A 17,475-nucleotide genomic window follows, 5' to 3' on the forward strand; every position below is an offset into this window, starting at 1 on the left:
GCTGGGCGAAGCGGGGCCCGGAGGTTGGTCACAACGGCCGCCCCGGGGGCGCCGAACTGCGATGCTGGGGACATGAGCTACAGCACGGCCGCCCTTGTCGGACCCGTCACCCTCGACGACGTGCGCGGAGCCCAGAAGATGCTCTCGGGCGTTGCACGGGTGACGGCGATGGAGGGCAGCAGGCACCTGTCCCAGATGGTCGGCTCGCCGGTGCACCTCAAGTGCGAGAACCTCCAGCGGACGGGCTCGTTCAAGCTGCGGGGCGCCTACGTGCGGATCGCCGGCCTGCTGCCCGAGCAGCGGGCCGCCGGGGTGGTCGCGGCGAGCGCGGGCAACCACGCGCAGGGCGTGGCGCTGGCCTCGTCGCTGCTCGGGGTGCGCTCGACGGTGTTCATGCCGAAGGGTGCCCCGCTGCCGAAGGTCAGCGCCACCCGGGACTACGGCGCAGAGGTGCGGCTGCACGGACAGGTGGTCGACGAGACGCTGGCCGCCGCACAGGAGTACGCCGAGCGCAGCGGCGCCGTCTTCATCCACCCCTTCGACCACCCCGACGTCATCGCGGGCCAGGGCACGGTCGGGCTGGAGATCCTGGAGCAGTGCCCCGAGGTGCGGACCGTCGTGGTCGGCATCGGCGGGGGCGGACTCGCGGCCGGGATCGCGGTGGCCGTGAAGGCGCTGCGGCCGGACGTGCGGATCGTGGGCGTGCAGGCGGAGGGCGCGGCGGCGTATCCGCCCTCGCTCGTCGCGGGGCGCCCGGTGGCCGTCGAGAACCCGGCGACGATGGCCGACGGCATCAAGGTGGGGCGGCCCGGCGACGTGCCGTTCCGGATCGTCGGCGACCTGGTGGACGAGGTCCGCACGGTCACCGAGGACGAGCTGTCCACGGCCCTGCTGCTGTGCCTGGAGCGGGCCAAGCTGGTGGTGGAACCGGCCGGTGCGAGTCCGGTGGCGGCGCTGCTGAGCGCGCCCGACACCTTCGCGGGTCCCGTGGTGGCGGTGCTGTCCGGCGGCAACGTGGACCCGGTGCTGATGCAGGGCGTGCTGCGGCACGGCATGGCCGCGCAGGGCCGCTACCTGGCGGTTCGGCTGCGGCTGACGGACCGGCCGGGCGCCCTGGCCACGCTCCTCGGGGTGTTGTCAGTGGTCGACGCCAATGTCCTCGACGTGAGCCACGTACGGACCCATCCGCGGCTCGGGCTCACGGAGGCGGAGGTCGAACTGCACCTGGAGACGAAGGGCCCGGAGCACTGCGTCGAGGTCGGCCGGGCGTTGCGGGAAGCGGGCTACACCGTCATCGACTGAGGTTTCGGCCGAGGGTCGAGGGCCGATGGCCCCTGGGCCTCTGGGCGTCTCGGTGTCCGGGACCTTGGGCCTCTGGGCCTCTGGGCCCGTGAGCCGGTAGACCCGTGAGCGCAAGCCGTCGCGGAGCCCGGTACGCCCCGGGTGGCTGAGCGCGGTATGCCGGGTGGCCTTGAGGCCTCTCGGGAACGGGTGGCCTGAGGCCTCTCGGGGGAGGGGCGCGAGCTGGGCCAGGGCTCGGGGAGCAGGGCTCGGGGAGGTGCTCCGTCACTCGTTCGAGAAACTCCATTGTGAGACGCGATACATCGCGTTACTGTGTGTCGTAAATCGCTCGCTGAGCGCGGCGAAACGTACAAACCTAGGCTTTTCGAAGAATCCCCGACGACGTGGAGACTCATATGCCAGGCGCCATCTATGCCGAAGGCCTGGTCAAGACCTTCGGTGACGTAAGGGCTCTGGACGGCGTCGACCTCGACGTCCCCGAGGGCACGGTCCTGGGCCTGCTCGGGCCGAACGGCGCGGGCAAGACCACCGCCGTCCGCTGTCTCACGACCCTGTTGCGCCCCGACAGCGGCAAGGCGGTCGTCGCGGGCATCGACGTTGTCAGGCAGCCCAACGAGGTGCGGCGTTCCATCGGCCTCTCCGGCCAGTTCGCCGCGGTCGACGAGTACCTGACCGGCCGGGAGAACCTGCAGATGGTCGGCCGGCTCTACCAGATGAAGGGCAGAGCCGCGAAGGCCCGGGCCGCCGAGCTGCTGGAACAGTTCCACCTCGCGGACGCCGCGGACCGGCCCACCAAGACCTACTCCGGAGGCATGCGCCGCCGGCTCGACCTGGCCGCCGCCCTGGTCGTCTCCCCGCCCGTCATGTTCATGGACGAACCGACGACCGGCCTCGACCCGCGCAACCGGCAGGAGCTGTGGGGGGTGATCAAACAGCTGGTCGCCGGGGGGACGACCTTGCTGCTGACCACGCAGTACCTGGAGGAGGCCGACCACCTCGCGCACGACATCGCGGTCGTCGACCACGGCCGCGTCATAGCCCGCGGCACCTCCGACCAGCTCAAGGCCCGCACCGGTGGGGAGCGGGTGGAGCTCGTCGTCCACGAGCGCGACCGCATGGGGGCGGCCGCCGAGGTGCTGGCTGCCTTCGGCAAGGGCTCGACCACCGTCGAGGAGCACACCCGCAAGCTCACCGTCCCCGTCACCGGCGGCGCCAAGCTGCTCGCCGAGGTCATCCGCGAACTCGACGTCCGCGGCATAGAGATCGACGACATAGGCCTGCGCCGCCCCACCCTCGACGACGTCTTCCTCTCCCTCACCGGCCACGTCGCCGAGACCGAGGAAGCGGGGGAGGGGTCGCCGGACGACGCCGGCCACGACCAGGAGAAGGAGGCCGCCAAGTGAGCACCGCCACCGACACGGCGCCGGTCACGGCGTCCGCCAACCCCGTGAGCCAGTCCATACGCGACTCGCTGGTCATCGCCCGCAGGAATCTGATCCGGATGACCAGGATTCCGGAGATGGTCCTGTTCGGGATCATCCAGCCGGTGATGTTCGTCGTCCTCTTCACCTACGTCTTCGGCGGCTCGATGAAGATCGGGAACACCACCGACGCAGGTGTCTACAAGGACTTCCTGATGGCCGGCATCTTCGCGCAGACCGTCACCTTCGCCACCGCGGGGTCGGCGGCCGGTATCGCCGACGACATGCAGAAGGGTTTGGTCGACCGCTTCCGTTCCCTGCCGATGGCCCGCGGCGCGGTGCTGACGGGGCGGACCGTCGCCGATCTCGTCCAGACATGCATCACGGTGCTCGTCCTTGCGGTCGTCGCGCTGCTCGTGGGCTGGCGCACCGGGTCGGCGGAGCCGACCAACGCCGCGAAGATCCTGGGCGCCTTCGCCCTGCTCCTCCTGCTCGGCTACGCGTTCACCTGGATCGGAGCGCTGATCGGCCTGTCCGTGCGCACCCCGGAGGCGGCGACCTCCGGAGGGATCATCTGGCTGTTCCCGGTGACATTCGTTTCGAACGCCTTCGTGGACTCCAGCCAGATGACGCCCTGGCTGCGGCACATAGCCGAGTGGAACCCCTTCAGCGCCACCGTGCAGGCGACACGCGAACTGTTCGGCAACCCGGGAGTCGTCCAGTCCGACGCCTGGCCCATGCAGCACCCGGTGTGGGCCTCACTGATCTGGTCCGTCCTGATCATCGCGGTCTTCCGGAGCCTCGCTGTGCGCAAGTACCGCTCGGCCTCCGCCTGACGGCGAGACGGCGACGAGCCCCCGGCGTCACGGGGACGCCGAGGGCTCGACCGGGGCAGAGCGCCGGGCCGGGTCAGCCGTCGTAGGGCTCGGCCTTGAGGATCTTCACCGACGCCGGCTTGCCGTTGGGCAGCTCGTACTGGGCGTCCTCGCCGACCTTGTGGCCGATGACGCCCGAGCCCAGCGGGGACTGCGGCGAGTAGGTCTCGATCTCCGAGCTCGCGTACTCGCGGGAGGCGAGCAGGAAGGTCAGCGTGTCGTCCTCGTCACCGTCGAAGGCGATCGTGACCACCATGCCGGGGGCCACCGCACCGTCGGCGGCCGGGGCCTCGCCCACCTTGGCGCTCTCGAGCAGCTGGGTCAGCTGGCGCACACGGAGCTCCTGCTTGCCCTGCTCCTCCTTCGCCGCGTGGTACCCGCCGTTCTCACGGAGGTCACCCTCCTCGCGGGCGGCGGCGATCTTGGCAGAGATCTCGGTGCGCGCAGGACCAGTAAGGTATGCAAGCTCCTCCTTGAGCTTGTTGTACGCCTCCTGGGTCAGCCAGGTGACGTTCTCGCTGGTCTGGGTCACGGGTGCTCCTCGTTGGTACTGGGAATACAAATCAACGCCCTACCCAGAAGGATGTTCCTTCACGGAAGGGCGAAACCACGAGCCTAACAATTCGGTGGGCAAAGGGGGAGGACATAAGCCACCAGATTCCTGTCACCGCAGGTCAGGCGGCTTGTATTGGCGCCAGTGGGCCTCGCCGGATCACTCCGGGTGGCAGCCGAGCAGCTCCGCCGTCGTCCCCGCGGCCTTGGTGCGCAGAGTGACCACCTTGTCGATGCGGGTGGCGTCCCCGTCGAAGCGGAAGTCGGCCCGGCCCACCTCGTCACCGTCCTCCGCCTGGGAGCGTACGGTGCAGTAGCCGGTGACCCCGGAGTCCTTGCGGACCTCGAGATGCACCTGTACCGAGTCCTCGGCGAGCTCGAAGCCGATCAGCTCGCCACTGATCTTGTTCTGGCCGACGTAGTGATAGCCGAACCAGCCGATCACCGCGAGGAGGACGGCACCGAGCACGGCGCCGACGACCTTGAGCGTGCGGTCGGCCCGCTCGTCCGAGGAGCGGCCGTAGCGGCCCTCGGGCGCTTGCGGCGCTCGCGTGCTCGCCGTACGCATGATCGTCCTCTCGGCAGGAGCCGGGCTTCCCGGGTGCCGGAATTATTCCGCTCCCGATTCGGTCACTATAGAAGCCTGCCACCCGCCACCCGACCGCCGCCCCTGAACGATGCCCCTCCGGGGCGGCACTATTGGATCGCGCCGACGCATACGGGCGCCGACTGACCCGAGGAATGAGTCTTGACTGACCAGCTGCGACTGATGGCCGTGCACGCCCACCCCGACGACGAGTCGAGCAAGGGCGCGGCCACCATGGCGAAGTACGTGTCCGAGGGGGTGGACGTGCTGGTGGTGACCTGCACGGGCGGGGAACGCGGCTCCATCCTCAACCCGAAGCTCCAGGGGGACCCCTACATCGAGGAGCACATCCACGAGGTGCGCAAGAAGGAGATGGACGAGGCCCGGGAGATCCTCGGCGTGCGGCAGGAGTGGCTCGGCTTCGTCGACTCCGGCCTGCCCGAGGGCGACCCGCTGCCGCCGCTGCCGGAGGGCTGCTTCGCCCTCGAGGACGTCGACAAGGCGGCCGGCGAGCTGGTGCGCAAGATCCGCTCCTTCCGCCCCCAGGTGATCACCACCTACGACGAGAACGGCGGGTACCCGCACCCCGACCACATCATGACCCACAAGATCACGATGGTGGCCTTCGAGGGCGCGGCCGACACCGAGAAGTACCCGGAGGCGGAGTACGGGACGGCGTACCAGCCGTCGAAGGTCTACTACAACCAGGGCTTCAACCGGCCCCGCACCGAGGCGCTGCACAACGCACTGCTGGAGCGCGGCCTGGAGTCGCCCTACGCGGACTGGCTCAAGCGCTGGGTGGAGTTCGAGCGCAAGGAGCGCACGCTCACCACGCACGTGCCCTGCGCGGACTTCTTCGAGATCCGCGACAAGGCGCTGATCGCCCACGCCACGCAGATCGACCCCGACGGGGGCTGGTTCCGGGTGCCGCTGGAGATCCAGAAGGAGGTCTGGCCCACCGAGGAGTACGAGCTCGCGAAGTCCCTCGTGGAGACCTCCCTCCCCGAGGACGACCTCTTCGCGGGCGTCCGGGACAATGCCTGACATGAGTGGAAGCGCAAGCCTGGCAATGACGCACCTCGTCACTCTCGCCGAGCTGGACGAGGACAAGGTCACCCCCGGTGTCCTCGGGTTCATCGTCTTCGCGGTGATGGCCCTGGCGGTGTGGGGACTGATGAAGTCGATGAACCGGCACATGGGGAGGGTGGAGTTCAAGGAGGCGGACGCCGACGGCTCCGCCGAGACGGCGAAGCCGCAGCAGGGATAGCCGCCCGCGCGGAGTGCGTCGCCGCCGGCCGGGCAGGTGTGCAGCCTCGCACCCGGCGCGGCCGCGTGCCGTCGCGCCGGGCGTCGTCATGCCGGTACCGCCACGCCCATGACCTCCCTCGCGTGGCGGTTCGGGACCATGCCCAGGCGCCAGGCCTGCCAGCCCGCCTCCAGCTGCACGCCGCGTTCCAGGAGCAACCGGTACGCGTCCACGTACTCGTCCAGTTTGGGGTCCCGGGCGCCGTGGCGGGCGCGGGAGAGCTGGCTCAGCTCCTCCTGCGCCACCGCCGTGCCGATCTCCACACCGCCGGGGGCGGCGTAGGGCAGCAGGGTGCAGCGCAGGAAGCGCGCCCAGTCCTCGCCCCGCCGGTCGCCGTACGCGGCGAACAGGGCGGCGGCCTCGTCGCACAGGGCCAGCGCCTGCGGCGTACGGGCGTTGCCCGCGTCGACGACCGCCAGCTCCAGGCAGGTCCACCCCTCGCCGTGTCCCACGCCGATGCGCTGGAAGTCGGCGCGGGCGTCGACGAGCAGCTGGCGGGCGAAGCCCGAATTGCGGAGCGAGCCGGTCTGGGCGGCGCGCTGGTCGCGGGTGACCCGGGCCGAGTGGTGCCGGGCGCAGGCCAGCCCGTACACGTCCCGCATCCGGGAGAACATCGTGCGGGAGCGTTCCAGCTCGCGCACGGAGCGGTCCAGGTCTCCCGTCTCCTCCAGCGCCTGGCCGAGGTAGTAGACGGTCCACGCCTCGCCGCGGGCGTCCTCGTTCTCGCGGTGCCGGGCCGTCGCCCGCCGCAGCTCGTCCACCGCCACCGAGGCGTCGCCGTCCACCAGCCGGGCCCGCGCCAGCTGGGTCAGCGCCCAGGCCTCGCCGCGGGCGTCCTGGGTGCGGCCGTACAGCTCCAGGGCCGCCCTCAGGTCCGCCTCCGCGCCGGGGACGTCGCCCATCCGCAGGTGCAGCTGGCCGAGCTGGAAGTGGGCCCACGCCTGGCCGTGCACCGACTCGCCCGCCCGGTGCAGCACCAGTGACTCGGTGAGCAGGTCGAGCGCCTCGGACAGCCGGGCCCGGTCGCGCTGCACCGCCGCCAGCGCGTGCAGTGTCCACGCCCGGTCCGTGGCCAGCTCCGGCGAGGCCTGGAGGTCCAGCGCCTCCTGCAGCTTCGCCGCCGCCTCGGTCAGGTTGCCCTGGTGGTGCAACGTGATCCCCAGCGAGCACAGGGCGCGGGCCGCACCGGCGTCGTGATGGGCGTCGCGGTACAGGTCGACCACGGAGGCCAGCGTCGTGCGCGCCTTGTCCAGCTCGCCGAGCTGCCGGGCGGCGATACCGGTGCGCCACTGCACCGAACGCACCAGGAGCCCCTGGTCCACGGACTGCGCCAGCTCGCTGATCTCACCGAGCCGGTACAGGTCGCCGCGCAGCAGGCAGTAGTCGCACAGCGCCCCCAGCAGGTTCAGCACCGTGCCCTGGTCGACGCCCTCCGCGTGTCTGAGCGCCGCCGTGATGAAGCTCGACTCGTCGTCCAGCCAGCGCAGCGCCTCGTCCAGGGACGTGAAGCCGTACTGCCCGAACTGGTTCGAGCGGGTCGACATGTTGCCGTCGACCAGGCGCAGTACGGAGTCGGCCAGCTCGGCGTAGTTCGCGATGAGCCGTTCCTGCGCGGCCGTGCGGTCGGCGGGCTCCTCCTCGTCGGCGAGCCGGGCGCGGGCGAAGGCGCGCACCACGTCGTGCAGGCGGTAGCGGCTGCCCCGGACGTGGTCGATCAGACCCGCCCGCGCCAGCGCCGTCAGCTCCCGGGTCGCCTCCGTCTCGTCCGTGGCGAGGAGCGCGGCGGCGGCAGCGGCGCCCAGCGAGGTGCGGCCCGCCAGCGCCAGCCTGCGCAGCAGCCGCCGGGCGGGCTCCGGCTGGTCGGTGTAGCGCAGCCACAGCGCCCGCTCGGCCGGTTCCACCGGCCCGTACGCGCCCAGGTCGGTCGCCAGCGCGCGCGGCGACCGCGGGCCCAGCGACGAGCCCGCGATCCGCAGCGCCAGCGGCAGCCCGCCGCACAGCTCCCGGATCCGGTCGCCGGACTCGGCGTCGTAGGGACCGTCGTAGGGGCCCGAGCTGTCCGCGGCGGCGGCCGCCAGCAGCTCCTCCGCGCCCGCCGCGTCCAGCGCCTCGACCGGCAGTTCGTGGACCCGGGCGGGCAGGTCGGCCGGCAGCCCGAGCGGTTCGCGCGCGGTGACCAGCACCAGGCTGTCCGACCGTTCCGGCAGCAGCGTGCGCACCTGCTCGGCGTCCGCGGCGTCGTCCAGGACGACGGTGACGGGGACGCCCGTCAGATGCTGGTGGTACAGCTCGCTGAGCCGCTTGACCTGCTGGTCGGCGGAGGAACGCTCCCGGAACAGCAGTTGCTCGCGCGGCGCCCCGAGCCGGTTCAGCAGGTGCAGCAGCGCGTCCCGGGTGCTCAGCGGCGATCCGCCGCCCTCTCCGGGGCCTGCCGGGGCGGAACCGGCCCCCCGCAGATCGACCAGGCACGCCCCGCGGAAGTAGTCCCGCAGCTCGTGGACGGCCCGCACCGCCAGCGTCGTACGGCCGCTGCCGGGTGGCCCGTGCAGCACCACCACCGTCGGCTTGGTCTCGGTGCTCGCGCGGGCCGCCTGCACCCACTGCCGCAGCTGTGCCATCTCCTGCCGCCGTCCGGCGAACGTGCCGTCCGCCTCGGGCAGTTGCGCGAACGACTGCTCCAGTGCGCTGCGCCCGCGCGCCGCCGCGCTCTTGTCGGCGCCCCGCAGTTTCGGCCCGGGCTTGGCGGGCCCGGTGGATGCGGCGAGCATCCGCTGCTGGTCCAGGAACGGGCGGATGCCGCGCACCTCCAGCGCGGTGAGCCACTGCAGCCGCAGCTGCTCGGGCCCGCCGGGCTGGCTGACGGCACCGGCCCGGTGGTGGGCGGCCGGCACATGGGCCCCGACGACCTTCACCACCGTCGCCGCCGCGCCGATCACCCCGACCGCCACCCCGGCACCGACGGCCGTGCCGGTGTCGGTGCCGAGCGCCACGTCGGCCACCACCGCGGCGACCGCCGCCACGGCGGCCACCAGCAGGGGTGTGCCGGCGCCCTCGCGGGCGTAGCGCTGGCGGAAGGTGAGCTGACCGGCGGTCGCCTCGTCGAGGGCGTGGGTGTAGGCCTCGTACTCCTCGCCGGCCGTCCCCGCCATGGCGTCCAGGGACGCGCGGGCCCGGGACAGCAGTACGTTCCCGTCCGTGCGTCCGCCCGAGCGCCGTACCTCCTCCTCCACGGCTCGCCTGAGCAGCCCCTCGGCCTCCGCCCGATGACTGTCCCGCATGTCGCGCCCCCTCCGGCGGCATCGGTGTCGTGCCGGGAGCCCCTGGTGCCGCGTGTGCCCCTGGTGCCTGTGGGGCCTGTGGGGCCTGTGGTGTGCCCCCGGCATCCCGGTGGCCCCGGACGTCCCAGAGGCCCTCCCGACCCATCCCCGGGTCCTTCCCCGGTTATGCGTGGGTCAAGTCTCCTGCGCCGGGGAGACCCTGGGGAGGGGGCTGCAGGGGGCGGCGAGACGGGCCGGCAACCGTACGTCCTCGGTACGCCGTCCCGTCCGTGGCCGGACCTCCGGCGGCGGGTCGGTACCCACCACCGGCCGCGGCCGTCACGGGAGCCTGGTCACCACGTCACCGGGAGCTCGTCCACGCTCAGAATTCCCAACCGCATCCGCAGTTCTTCCAGCGGCACGGCCAGTTTCAGCCCGGGAAGCCGGCGCAGCAGGACCGGAAGCGCGATCTGCAGTTCCAGCCGCGCCAGATTCTGGCCGAGACATTGGTGTACGCCAAAACCGAAGGCCACGTGGCCGCGGGCGTCACGGCCGAGGTCGAGGTCGTCCGCACCGGCGAACTTGCCGTCCCGGTTGGCGGAGGGCAGACACATCATCAGACCCTCGTCCTTACGCACCAGATGACCCCCGATCTCGACATCGTCGGTGGCAACCCGTACGGCTGCTGTCTCTGCAATGGTGATGTACCGCAGGAGTTCCTCGACAGCTCGTGCGACGACCGTCGGGTCGTCGGAGTCGCGGAGTCGGGCCAGCTGGTCGGGATGCTGCAACAGCACGAGAGTGCTGAGTGCGATCATGCTCGACGTCGTCTCGTGTCCGGCGACGAGCAGCGCCATGGTGCTGACCGCGGCTTCGTCCAGATCCAGTTCTCCACGAGCGATCAGTACGGCCTGCTGGCCGATCAGGCCGGGTGACGGTGCGGTGAGCCGGTCGGTCAGGAGCCGATGCGTGTATGTGTACAAGGCGGTGAGTGCGGCCTGCTTTCGATCCGCCGGCAGGCCCTGGTCGAACAAGGTGGCGCTGTGCTCCTCGAAGAACTGATGGTCCTCGTAGGGAACGCCGAGTATCAGGCAGATCACTTGAGAGGGGATGGGCAGGGCGTAGCCGCGCATCAGATCCGCGGGGTTCCGTCCGCCGGCGAAGGCCGTCAAGGTCCGGTCGACGACCGTCTCGATCGCACGACGCATCAGGTTCACGTTCTTCACGGTGAAGGCCGAGGTGAAGACGCGGCGTAACCGTGCGTGGTCAGGGTCGTCCATGCGTGCGAAGGTGGGCCGGCCGTGTACCGCTACGGGCAGTCGCGGATTGGTGATGTCCGCGCTGATCCGCGGATCGCTCAGCGCGGCTCGCACCTCGTCGTAGCGGGTGACCAGCCAGGCCGTGTCACCGTGTTGGAGCTGGACCCGGGTCAGCCCGTCCTGCTCTCGCATGCGGACGTACTGGACTGGGGGAAGGTAGGGACACCGCGGTACCCGTGCGGCGGGATAGGCAGGCGCGGAACTCGGACCGCCCGGTGCACTCGGATCGGATGTCGTCGTCACGCGGATCTCCTCAACGGGATGAAACCGATGCATGCTCGGTGGATTCGGCGCGCGAGCATCAGGAACGCGGCAAGTCCCGCTTCGAGTTCGCCGGTTCCGCCTCTGCTGCTGCCTTGTACGTGCTCAGGGAGTCAGATCGATCGCCGCCGCAGGACACAGCGAGACGGCCTCGCGTACGGCGTGCTCGTGGGCGGGTGCCGGTTCCTCCGACAGCAGAACGACCGTGCCGTCGTCGTCACGTTGGTCGAACATGTCGGGTGCCGTCAGCGCGCACTGTCCGGCGGCAATGCAGGCGGAGACGTCGACCTTGATCTTCATCATGACCCTTTTCGCTCAGGGAGGCCGAGACCGTCGATCGCCTGGGGGCACACGGAAGCCCGCGAGTCCGGCCGGGAAGGGGACGGGCATGTCGGGAAGGGGACGGGCACACGAGGTTCGGCGTCAGTCCTTGAGGACGAAGGGAACCTTGGCCGGCAGGAGCTTCCTCAGCTCGTCGGTCCCGGTCTGCCGTTCGGCCGCCATGACGAGGTGCTGGTGTGCCATATGGTGCTCGAGGTCCTCGACGAACAGTTTCTTCCAGCGTCGTTTCGAGATCTGACTGGTGATGTACCGCGTGGCACGCGAACGCCGCATCATGTCCTCTGCGAGTTCCCAGGCGCGGGCGAGGAGTTCCTCCCGCGGCAGCACCTCGTTGACCAGGCCGAGATCCACGGCCTTCTGCCCGCTGATGTCCTCGCCGGTGTACATGTAGTACGCGGATCGCTTGGGTCCGAGCAGTTCCTGCATGATGAGGTAGAGCCCGTCCCCCGGCGGGACACCGAAAATGAAGTGGTTCTCGAAGAACTTCGCATCCGGGGCGGCGAGTGTGAGATCGCATGCGAGAGCGAACTCGACATGCGCGCCGGGTCCGTTGACGACCGCGATGGTCGGGATGTCGAGCTGGAAGACCAGGTTCTCCAGGAGCTTGTACGAGCCCCGGTACTGCCGAAGCTGGGCGTCCGGGGACCACTCGCGGAACGGCAGGTTGTTCCAGTCTCCCTCCTTCCTGCGCGTGTCGGGGTTGCTCGAGTACGGGATGGAGAACCACTTGTCACCGGTGCCCGTGATGATCAGCACCTCGTTCTCGGGGTCGTTGCCGATGTCCAGCCATGCCTGGCTCCAGGCATCGTGTCCGCCCCAGGAGTGCTCGTACGGTCCCCCGTCGGTGCTCAACGCCACCTCGAGGATGCCGTTCTCGCGCTTCATCACGAGATAGTCCTTGTACTTCTCCGAGTACTGCTCCAGGCTCAGCGGCCTGACGACGCCCGAAAAGTGACCGTCCAGCTGTTCTGTCATGCCGTTCCACTCTCTTCTGGGCAGGGGGCTTCTGGGCAGGGGTTGTGAGTCGCTCTTCCGTCCGGTGAGTGCCACCTCGGAAGCGATACGATGCAGTCTGTATCTTATTTCGGAGAGTCGTCAAGCGCATGGAAGGCTCCGGGTCCCGCCTCCTGTGCCGGTCCAGCGGTGTGTCTCCGCCGGGTGCGGCAAGCGGTTCCGCGGGCATCGAGCGTGGTCTGGGGCCCAGGGCGGGGCTCCCCGCGGGTGCGTGATCATTGCCGGCTGTTAGTCTGGAACAGGATGCGCAATGTATTTTATTGAGGCGGGGTCTGATGGACAGAGCGGTGCGGCGACGGGGCTCGGCCCTGGAAGAGGCGATTCTGGATGCCGCGTGGGCCGTCCTCACCGAGCGCGGTTTCGAAGGCCTGACCCTCGAGGCCGTGGCGAAGCAGGCGAACACGAGCCGCCCGGTCCTGAGCCGGCGGTGGGCGACTCCGGCAAGTCTGGCGACGGCGGCACTCGCCCGGTACGTCGCTCTCAACCCGGTCGATGTCCCGGATCTCGGGGACGCGCGGGAAGAGCTCAAGTTGCTGCTGCGCCGGCTCTCCGACCGCGCACCACACAGTCTGATGCGTTTCGTGATCGACATGCGCGAGGATCTGCTGGCGGCGCGGTCCAACATCGCCGGCCTGCGGGAACAGATCGGCGAACGCGACCTCGTCCAGCGGATTCTGGCTCGCGGTGTCCAGCGGGGCGAGATCGACCTGGACCGCGTCACGCCGCGCATCGTTTCGCTGCCGATCGACCTCACTGTCCATGAAGGGCTCATGACGCTGGAGCCGGTCAGTGACGAGGCGATTCGCGAGATCGTCGACGACATCTTTCTGCCCCTGGTCCGCCGGCCCGTCTGAACCTCAGGCCCGCACCCCGTGGTCCGGGTGCTGGGGGGGCTGGGGGAGGGGGCACTTCGGCCGCCGCCTGTTCCGGGCCGTTGACCGTGTGCGGGGCGCGACGGACGTGTCGAAGGCGAACGGCTTCTCGTAAGGGCTCACGTGAGAGGCTGGCTCGTATGAACCGGTTGGCTGGCGTGACCTCGCCCTATCTGCTTCAGCATGCCGACAATCCCGTCGACTGGTGGCCGTGGTCGCCGGAGGCGTTCGAGGAAGCGCGCCGGCGTGATGTGCCGGTGCTGCTGAGCGTCGGTTACAGCGCCTGCCACTGGTGCCACGTCATGGCGCACGAGTCGTTCGAGGACGGGCCCACCGCCGAGTACCTCAACTCGCACTTCGTGAGCGTCAAGGTCGACCGCGAGGAGCGGCCGGACGTCGACGCCGTCTACATGGAGGCCGTGCAGGCGGCGACCGGGCAGGGCGGCTGGCCCATGACCGTGTTCCTGACGCCGGACGCCGAGCCCTTCTACTTCGGTACCTACTTCCCGCCCGAGCCCCGGCACGGCATGCCGTCCTTCCGGCAGGTGCTCCAGGGGGTCCAGCAGGCGTGGGCCGAGCGGCGCGACGAGGTCGGCGAGGTCGCCGGGAAGATCGTGCGGGACCTGGCCGGGCGGGAGATCTCCTTCGGCGACGCCCGGGCGCCCGGCGAGGAGCAGCTCGGCCAGGCACTGCTCGGGCTCACCCGGGAGTACGACGCTCAGCGCGGCGGGTTCGGCGGGGCGCCGAAGTTCCCGCCGTCCATGGTGGTCGAGTTCCTGCTGCGCCACCACGCCCGCACCGGCGCCGAGGGCGCGCTCCAGATGGCGGCCGACACCTGCGAGCGGATGGCCCGCGGCGGCATCTACGACCAGCTCGGCGGCGGCTTCGCCCGGTACTCCGTGGACCGCGACTGGGTCGTGCCGCACTTCGAGAAGATGCTGTACGACAACGCGCTGCTGTGCCGCGTCTACGCGCACCTCTGGCGGGCCACGGGGTCGGACCTCGCGCGCCGGGTCGCGCTGGAGACCGCCGACTTCATGGTGCGCGAACTGCGCACCGCCGAGGGCGGGTTCGCCTCCGCGCTGGACGCCGACAGCGACGACGGGACGGGCCGGCACGCCGAGGGCGCGTACTACGTGTGGACGCCCGCTCAGCTCGCCGAGGTGCTCGGCGCCGAGGACGCGGAGCTGGCCGCGCAGTACTTCGGTGTGACCGAGGAGGGCACCTTCGAGCACGGGGCCTCGGTGCTGCAACTGCCGCAGCAGGAGGGCGTCTTCGACGCCGCACGGATCGCGTCGGTCCGGGAGCGGCTGCTGGCCGCGCGCGACGGGCGCCCCGCCCCGGGCCGGGACGACAAGGTGGTCGCCGCCTGGAACGGGCTCGCGATCGCCGCGCTCGCCGAGACCGGCGCGTACTTCGAGCGCCCCGACCTGGTCGAGGCGGCCGTCGCCGCCGCCGACCTGCTGGTGCGGCTGCACCTGGACGAGCAGGTCCGGCTCACCCGGACCAGCAAGGACGGCCGGCCGGGCAGTAACACGGGGGTGCTGGAGGACTACGCCGACGTGGCCGAGGGCTTCCTCGCGCTGGCCTCGGCGACCGGGGAGGGCGTCTGGCTGGACTTCGCCGGGCTGCTGCTCGACCACGTCCTCACCCGGTTCCGGGACGAGTCCGGGTCGCTGTACGACACGGCGGCCGACGCCGAGCAGCTGATCCGCCGCCCGCAGGACCCGACCGACAACGCCACCCCGTCCGGCTGGAGCGCCGCCGCGGGCGCCCTGCTCACCTACGCCGCCCACACCGGCTCCGAGCCGCACCGCACCGCCGCCGAGCAGGCCCTCGGCGTGGTGAAGGCGCTCGGGCCGCGCGTCCCGCGCTTCATCGGCTGGGGACTGGCCGCAGCCGAGGCACTGCTCGACGGCCCCCGGGAAGTCGCCGTCGTCGGACCGACGCCCGCCGACGGCGCCGCACGCGGCCTGCACCGCACGGCGCTGCTGGGGACGGCGCCCGGGACGGTCGTGGCCTTCGGCACCGAGGGCAGCGACGAGTTCCCGCTGCTCGCCGACCGGCCCCTGGTGGGCGGGGCGGCGGCCGCGTACGTCTGCCGCAACTTCACCTGCGACGCACCGACCACCGACCCGGAGCGGCTGCGCACCGCGCTGGGCGGCGCCGCCCAGGGCGGCTGAAGACGGCGCGCGCCGGCCCGGCCGGCAGGGGACATCAGGCCCCGGCGAGGATCAGCGCGCCCAGTGTGAGCTGCGCGCCCCACTGCAGGACGACGACCGCCCGCCTGGCGGGTGCCCACCGGGCGCGGGGCCAGGCCAGGGCCAGGACGCCCAGGGCGGCCGAGACCCAGAAGCAGGCCCACAGCGCGTCGCCGGGAACGCGCGAGCACTGCTCGCCGTACATCAGGCAGCGGCTGCCGCGCTCGGACGTGACACGACGACCCAGGCGAGGACGACGGTCGGCAGGAGCAGGGCGAGTCCGGCCACGGAGCCCAGGGTCAGGGCGCGGGCGGACGGCGGAGTGTGGCGGAGCGGCGAGGCCGGGAGGCCGGACGAGGCGGTCATGCGGACATCACACCGCGCCGGGCGGCCGTCGGTGATCGGCCGGTCTGCTCAACCGCTCTGAGTACTCCTGCTCACGGCGCGCTCCACGATCGCCTCCAGCTGCTCGTGGTGCGCGCCCTTCCAGTACGCGCGTCCGCAGGTGCCGCACTTCGCGAAGACGTCGTACGACCGCTCGGTGCCGCCCTTGAGCTGGTCGGCGACCTCCTCCTTGGTGGCGGCCTCCAGCAGTCCGTTGCAGGCGGTGCACCGCGTCCACGGGTGCAGCTCGGGCCGGAAGCGGTCCAGGACCTCCCGGAGCTGGTCCTCCGGTCGGGTGCTGTAGACGAAGGCGCCGGCCCACAGTTCGCGGCGGTGCAGCAGGCCGCGGTCGCGGCTGAGCAGGACGCGTCTCTCGGCCGCCGACAGCGCGGCGAGCGCCGGGTCCCCGAGGTCCGTCGACTCGTACGCCGTGTCCACGCCGAGCAGCCGCAGCCGGCGGGCGAGGGTGCCGAGGTGGACGTCGAGCAGGAAGCGCAGGGGAGCGCCCGGCACCTCCTGGGGGTGCGCGACGGGCCGTACGCGCACCGACTCGCCGCCCGTCGGCACGTGTCCGCGCGGGACTTCGCGGCCGTCGACGAGGAGGGCGCCCACCTCGGTCAGCGGGACGCCGAGGGACTCCACGACGTGCCCGAGAGTGGAGACGCCGTCGGTGGCGGCGCGGGTGGCGCCGGTGGGCCGGGCGCGGGGCACGAACAGGTGCAGCTCGGGGGCGAACTCGACACGGATCTCGGGACCGTTCACCCGGTCAGGATGCCACGGGCGCCCGGCACCGGTCCCGCCCCGGTGGCCGGGGTCTGCCCGGCGGTGGCCGTACCCGTCCGCCGGGCCGTACCCGTCCGGTGGCCGGTTCCGCCCGTCGGCCGGCCCGCCGCGGAGTGCCTAGTAGGCGACCAGTGAGATCCCCACGTAGTGCGCGATGAAGGCGGCCAGCGTGAAGGAGTGGAAGACCTCGTGGAAGCCGAACCAGCGCGGTGAGGGGTTGGGGCGCTTGAGGCCGTAGATCACGCCGCCCGCGCTGTAGAGCAGGCCGCCGACGATCACCAGGACGAGGACGGCGATGCCGCCGGCCCGCATGAACTCGGGCAGGTAGAAGACGGCCGCCCAGCCCATGGCCAGGTAGCAGGGGGTGTACAGCCAGCGCGGGGCGCCGACCCAGAAGACGCGGAAGACGATGCCCGCCGCGGCAGCCGCCCAGATCCCCCACAGCAGCCACTGGCCCTTGGCGCCGGGCAGCAGCAGCATCGTGAGCGGGGTGTAGGTGCCCGCGATGATCAGGAAGATGTTGGCGTGGTCCAGGCGGCGCAGGACACCGTCCATCCGCGGGCTCCAGTTGCCCCGGTGGTAGAGCGCGCTGACGCCGAACAGCAGACAGGCCGTCAGTACGTAGATCCCGCAGGCGATGCGGGCCTCGGTCGACTGGGCGAGAGCGGTGAGCACCAGTCCGGCGACGAGAACGGCCGGGAACATGCCGAGGTGCAGCCAGCCGCGCAGCTTCGGCTTCACCGGGTGCGGGAGCGAGAGCGCTACAGGGCCGCGGCCGGCGGCCGGCTTCTCCCTGGGCGCGTCGGGGACGGACGCAGTCATGGGCGCATCGTACCTACGGTTCCGTAAGTTACGCATCAGTACGAACGTATGAGCTACGGCGAGTGGTCATCGTCTCATGGGGAAACCCGGCCCCGCATCCCCGGGCGGCGGTACGGGTGCCCCGGTGTCACCTTCCGGTGACGGCACGTGGCGATGCTCACTCCGCTCAGGTGTGACG

At 71.2% G+C, this 17,475-nt stretch carries 17 protein-coding genes; 7 read left to right on the forward strand and 10 right to left on the reverse strand.

Translation table 11 applies throughout. The features are described from left to right. Positions 1 to 72: 72 nt before the first annotated feature. The 3 genes from ilvA to HZS56_RS20945 all read left to right on the forward strand — a co-directional run bounded on the left by ilvA (position 73) and on the right by HZS56_RS20945 (position 3,559). On the forward strand, positions 73 to 1,302 hold the full coding sequence (ilvA, locus tag HZS56_RS20935) for a threonine ammonia-lyase (RefSeq protein WP_216722277.1): 1,230 nt from the start codon (positions 73 to 75) through the stop codon (positions 1,300 to 1,302). Positions 1,303 to 1,697: 395 nt separating this feature from the next. Beyond that, positions 1,698 to 2,705 carry an ATP-binding cassette domain-containing protein gene (locus tag HZS56_RS20940; protein ID WP_216722278.1) on the forward strand — a complete coding sequence of 336 codons (1,008 nt, stop codon included), beginning with the start codon at positions 1,698 to 1,700 and terminating at the stop codon, positions 2,703 to 2,705. Continuing rightward, complete coding sequence (locus HZS56_RS20945; RefSeq protein WP_216722279.1) at positions 2,702 to 3,559, forward strand: ABC transporter permease; 858 nt, start codon at positions 2,702 to 2,704, stop codon at positions 3,557 to 3,559. The genes HZS56_RS20940 and HZS56_RS20945 overlap by 4 nt, the downstream gene beginning before the upstream one ends. Before the next feature lie 73 nt (positions 3,560 to 3,632). Here the strand turns inward: HZS56_RS20945 and greA are convergent, their stop codons facing one another. Both greA and HZS56_RS20955 read right to left on the reverse strand, forming a co-directional pair. After that, positions 3,633 to 4,130, reverse strand: a complete 498-nt coding sequence (gene greA / locus HZS56_RS20950; RefSeq protein ID WP_216722280.1) for a transcription elongation factor GreA — start codon at positions 4,128 to 4,130, stop codon at positions 3,633 to 3,635. A 180-nt stretch (positions 4,131 to 4,310) separates the two neighbouring features. Further along, complete coding sequence (locus HZS56_RS20955; RefSeq protein WP_216722281.1) at positions 4,311 to 4,718, reverse strand: DUF4307 domain-containing protein; 408 nt, start codon at positions 4,716 to 4,718, stop codon at positions 4,311 to 4,313. Positions 4,719 to 4,919: 201 nt separating this feature from the next. On the opposite strand from HZS56_RS20955, the gene mca reads away from it, so the two are divergent. Both mca and HZS56_RS20965 read left to right on the forward strand, forming a co-directional pair. Continuing rightward, positions 4,920 to 5,780, forward strand: coding sequence for a mycothiol conjugate amidase Mca (gene mca, locus HZS56_RS20960; protein ID WP_216722302.1), 861 nt, complete (start codon positions 4,920 to 4,922; stop codon positions 5,778 to 5,780). Beyond that, the gene (locus HZS56_RS20965) at positions 5,773 to 6,003 is read left to right on the forward strand and encodes a hypothetical protein (protein WP_216722282.1); all 231 of its coding nucleotides are present in this window, start codon (positions 5,773 to 5,775) and stop codon (positions 6,001 to 6,003) included. Before mca ends, HZS56_RS20965 begins: the two co-directional genes overlap by 8 nt. 86 nt (positions 6,004 to 6,089) lie before the next feature. Here HZS56_RS20965 and HZS56_RS20970 read toward each other — a convergent pair whose 3' ends face one another. The 4 genes from HZS56_RS20970 to HZS56_RS20985 all read right to left on the reverse strand — a co-directional run bounded on the left by HZS56_RS20970 (position 6,090) and on the right by HZS56_RS20985 (position 12,196). Next, positions 6,090 to 9,320, reverse strand: coding sequence for a tetratricopeptide repeat protein (locus HZS56_RS20970; protein ID WP_216722283.1), 3,231 nt, complete (start codon positions 9,318 to 9,320; stop codon positions 6,090 to 6,092). A gap of 332 nt (positions 9,321 to 9,652) precedes the next feature. Continuing rightward, a complete protein-coding gene (locus HZS56_RS20975; RefSeq protein WP_253914587.1) occupies positions 9,653 to 10,750 on the reverse strand; it encodes a cytochrome P450 in 1,098 nt (365 codons plus the stop codon). 234 nt (positions 10,751 to 10,984) lie between these two features. Further along, on the reverse strand, positions 10,985 to 11,182 hold the full coding sequence (locus HZS56_RS20980) for a ferredoxin (protein ID WP_374201188.1): 198 nt from the start codon (positions 11,180 to 11,182) through the stop codon (positions 10,985 to 10,987). Between the two features lie 120 nt (positions 11,183 to 11,302). After that, positions 11,303 to 12,196 (reverse strand): enoyl-CoA hydratase/isomerase family protein, encoded by an 894-nt coding sequence (locus HZS56_RS20985; RefSeq protein WP_216722285.1) that lies wholly within the window; start codon positions 12,194 to 12,196, stop codon positions 11,303 to 11,305. A gap of 314 nt (positions 12,197 to 12,510) precedes the next feature. Here HZS56_RS20985 and HZS56_RS20990 point away from each other — a divergent pair, with 314 nt between their 5' ends. Then, positions 12,511 to 13,089 (forward strand): TetR/AcrR family transcriptional regulator, encoded by a 579-nt coding sequence (locus HZS56_RS20990; protein ID WP_216722286.1) that lies wholly within the window; start codon positions 12,511 to 12,513, stop codon positions 13,087 to 13,089. 158 nt (positions 13,090 to 13,247) lie between these two features. Beyond that, entirely contained in the window at positions 13,248 to 15,290 is a 2,043-nt protein-coding gene (locus HZS56_RS20995; protein WP_216722287.1) for a thioredoxin domain-containing protein, read from the forward strand. 34 nt (positions 15,291 to 15,324) lie between these two features. On the opposite strand, the gene HZS56_RS21000 is transcribed toward HZS56_RS20995, so the two are convergent. The 4 genes from HZS56_RS21000 to trhA all read right to left on the reverse strand — a co-directional run bounded on the left by HZS56_RS21000 (position 15,325) and on the right by trhA (position 17,297). Continuing rightward, complete coding sequence (locus HZS56_RS21000; RefSeq protein WP_216722288.1) at positions 15,325 to 15,513, reverse strand: hypothetical protein; 189 nt, start codon at positions 15,511 to 15,513, stop codon at positions 15,325 to 15,327. After that, complete coding sequence (locus HZS56_RS21005) at positions 15,513 to 15,674, reverse strand: hypothetical protein (RefSeq protein ID WP_216722289.1); 162 nt, start codon at positions 15,672 to 15,674, stop codon at positions 15,513 to 15,515. Before HZS56_RS21005 ends, HZS56_RS21000 begins: the two co-directional genes overlap by 1 nt. Before the next feature lie 48 nt (positions 15,675 to 15,722). Further along, positions 15,723 to 16,454, reverse strand: coding sequence for a Mut7-C RNAse domain-containing protein (locus HZS56_RS21010; RefSeq protein ID WP_216722290.1), 732 nt, complete (start codon positions 16,452 to 16,454; stop codon positions 15,723 to 15,725). Between the two features lie 138 nt (positions 16,455 to 16,592). Further along, on the reverse strand, positions 16,593 to 17,297 hold the full coding sequence (gene trhA, locus HZS56_RS21015; RefSeq protein ID WP_216722291.1) for a PAQR family membrane homeostasis protein TrhA: 705 nt from the start codon (positions 17,295 to 17,297) through the stop codon (positions 16,593 to 16,595). Between the last annotated feature and the right edge of the window lie 178 nt (positions 17,298 to 17,475).

The organism is Streptomyces mayonensis, from assembly GCF_018982965.1.
In the GTDB taxonomy this organism is placed as follows: domain Bacteria; phylum Actinomycetota; class Actinomycetes; order Streptomycetales; family Streptomycetaceae; genus Streptomyces; species Streptomyces mayonensis.

What these genes read in the sequence shown, in the direction of transcription:
- ilvA (WP_216722277.1), top strand. Translation starts at nt 73, where the DNA reads ATGAGCTACAGCACGGCCGCCCTTGTCGGACCCGTCACCCTCGACGAC.
- HZS56_RS20940 (WP_216722278.1), top strand. Translation starts at nt 1,698, where the DNA reads ATGCCAGGCGCCATCTATGCCGAAGGCCTGGTCAAGACCTTCGGTGAC.
- HZS56_RS20955 (WP_216722281.1), bottom strand. Translation starts at nt 4,718, where the DNA reads ATGCGTACGGCGAGCACGCGAGCGCCGCAAGCGCCCGAGGGCCGCTAC.
- mca (WP_216722302.1), top strand. Translation starts at nt 4,920, where the DNA reads ATGGCCGTGCACGCCCACCCCGACGACGAGTCGAGCAAGGGCGCGGCC.
- HZS56_RS20965 (WP_216722282.1), top strand. Translation starts at nt 5,773, where the DNA reads ATGCCTGACATGAGTGGAAGCGCAAGCCTGGCAATGACGCACCTCGTC.
- HZS56_RS20970 (WP_216722283.1), bottom strand. Translation starts at nt 9,320, where the DNA reads ATGCGGGACAGTCATCGGGCGGAGGCCGAGGGGCTGCTCAGGCGAGCC.
- HZS56_RS20975 (WP_253914587.1), bottom strand. Translation starts at nt 10,750, where the DNA reads ATGCGAGAGCAGGACGGGCTGACCCGGGTCCAGCTCCAACACGGTGAC.
- HZS56_RS20980 (WP_374201188.1), bottom strand. Translation starts at nt 11,182, where the DNA reads ATGATGAAGATCAAGGTCGACGTCTCCGCCTGCATTGCCGCCGGACAG.
- HZS56_RS20985 (WP_216722285.1), bottom strand. Translation starts at nt 12,196, where the DNA reads ATGACAGAACAGCTGGACGGTCACTTTTCGGGCGTCGTCAGGCCGCTG.
- HZS56_RS20990 (WP_216722286.1), top strand. Translation starts at nt 12,511, where the DNA reads ATGGACAGAGCGGTGCGGCGACGGGGCTCGGCCCTGGAAGAGGCGATT.
- HZS56_RS20995 (WP_216722287.1), top strand. Translation starts at nt 13,248, where the DNA reads ATGAACCGGTTGGCTGGCGTGACCTCGCCCTATCTGCTTCAGCATGCC.
- HZS56_RS21000 (WP_216722288.1), bottom strand. Translation starts at nt 15,513, where the DNA reads ATGTACGGCGAGCAGTGCTCGCGCGTTCCCGGCGACGCGCTGTGGGCC.
- HZS56_RS21005 (WP_216722289.1), bottom strand. Translation starts at nt 15,674, where the DNA reads ATGACCGCCTCGTCCGGCCTCCCGGCCTCGCCGCTCCGCCACACTCCG.
- trhA (WP_216722291.1), bottom strand. Translation starts at nt 17,297, where the DNA reads ATGACTGCGTCCGTCCCCGACGCGCCCAGGGAGAAGCCGGCCGCCGGC.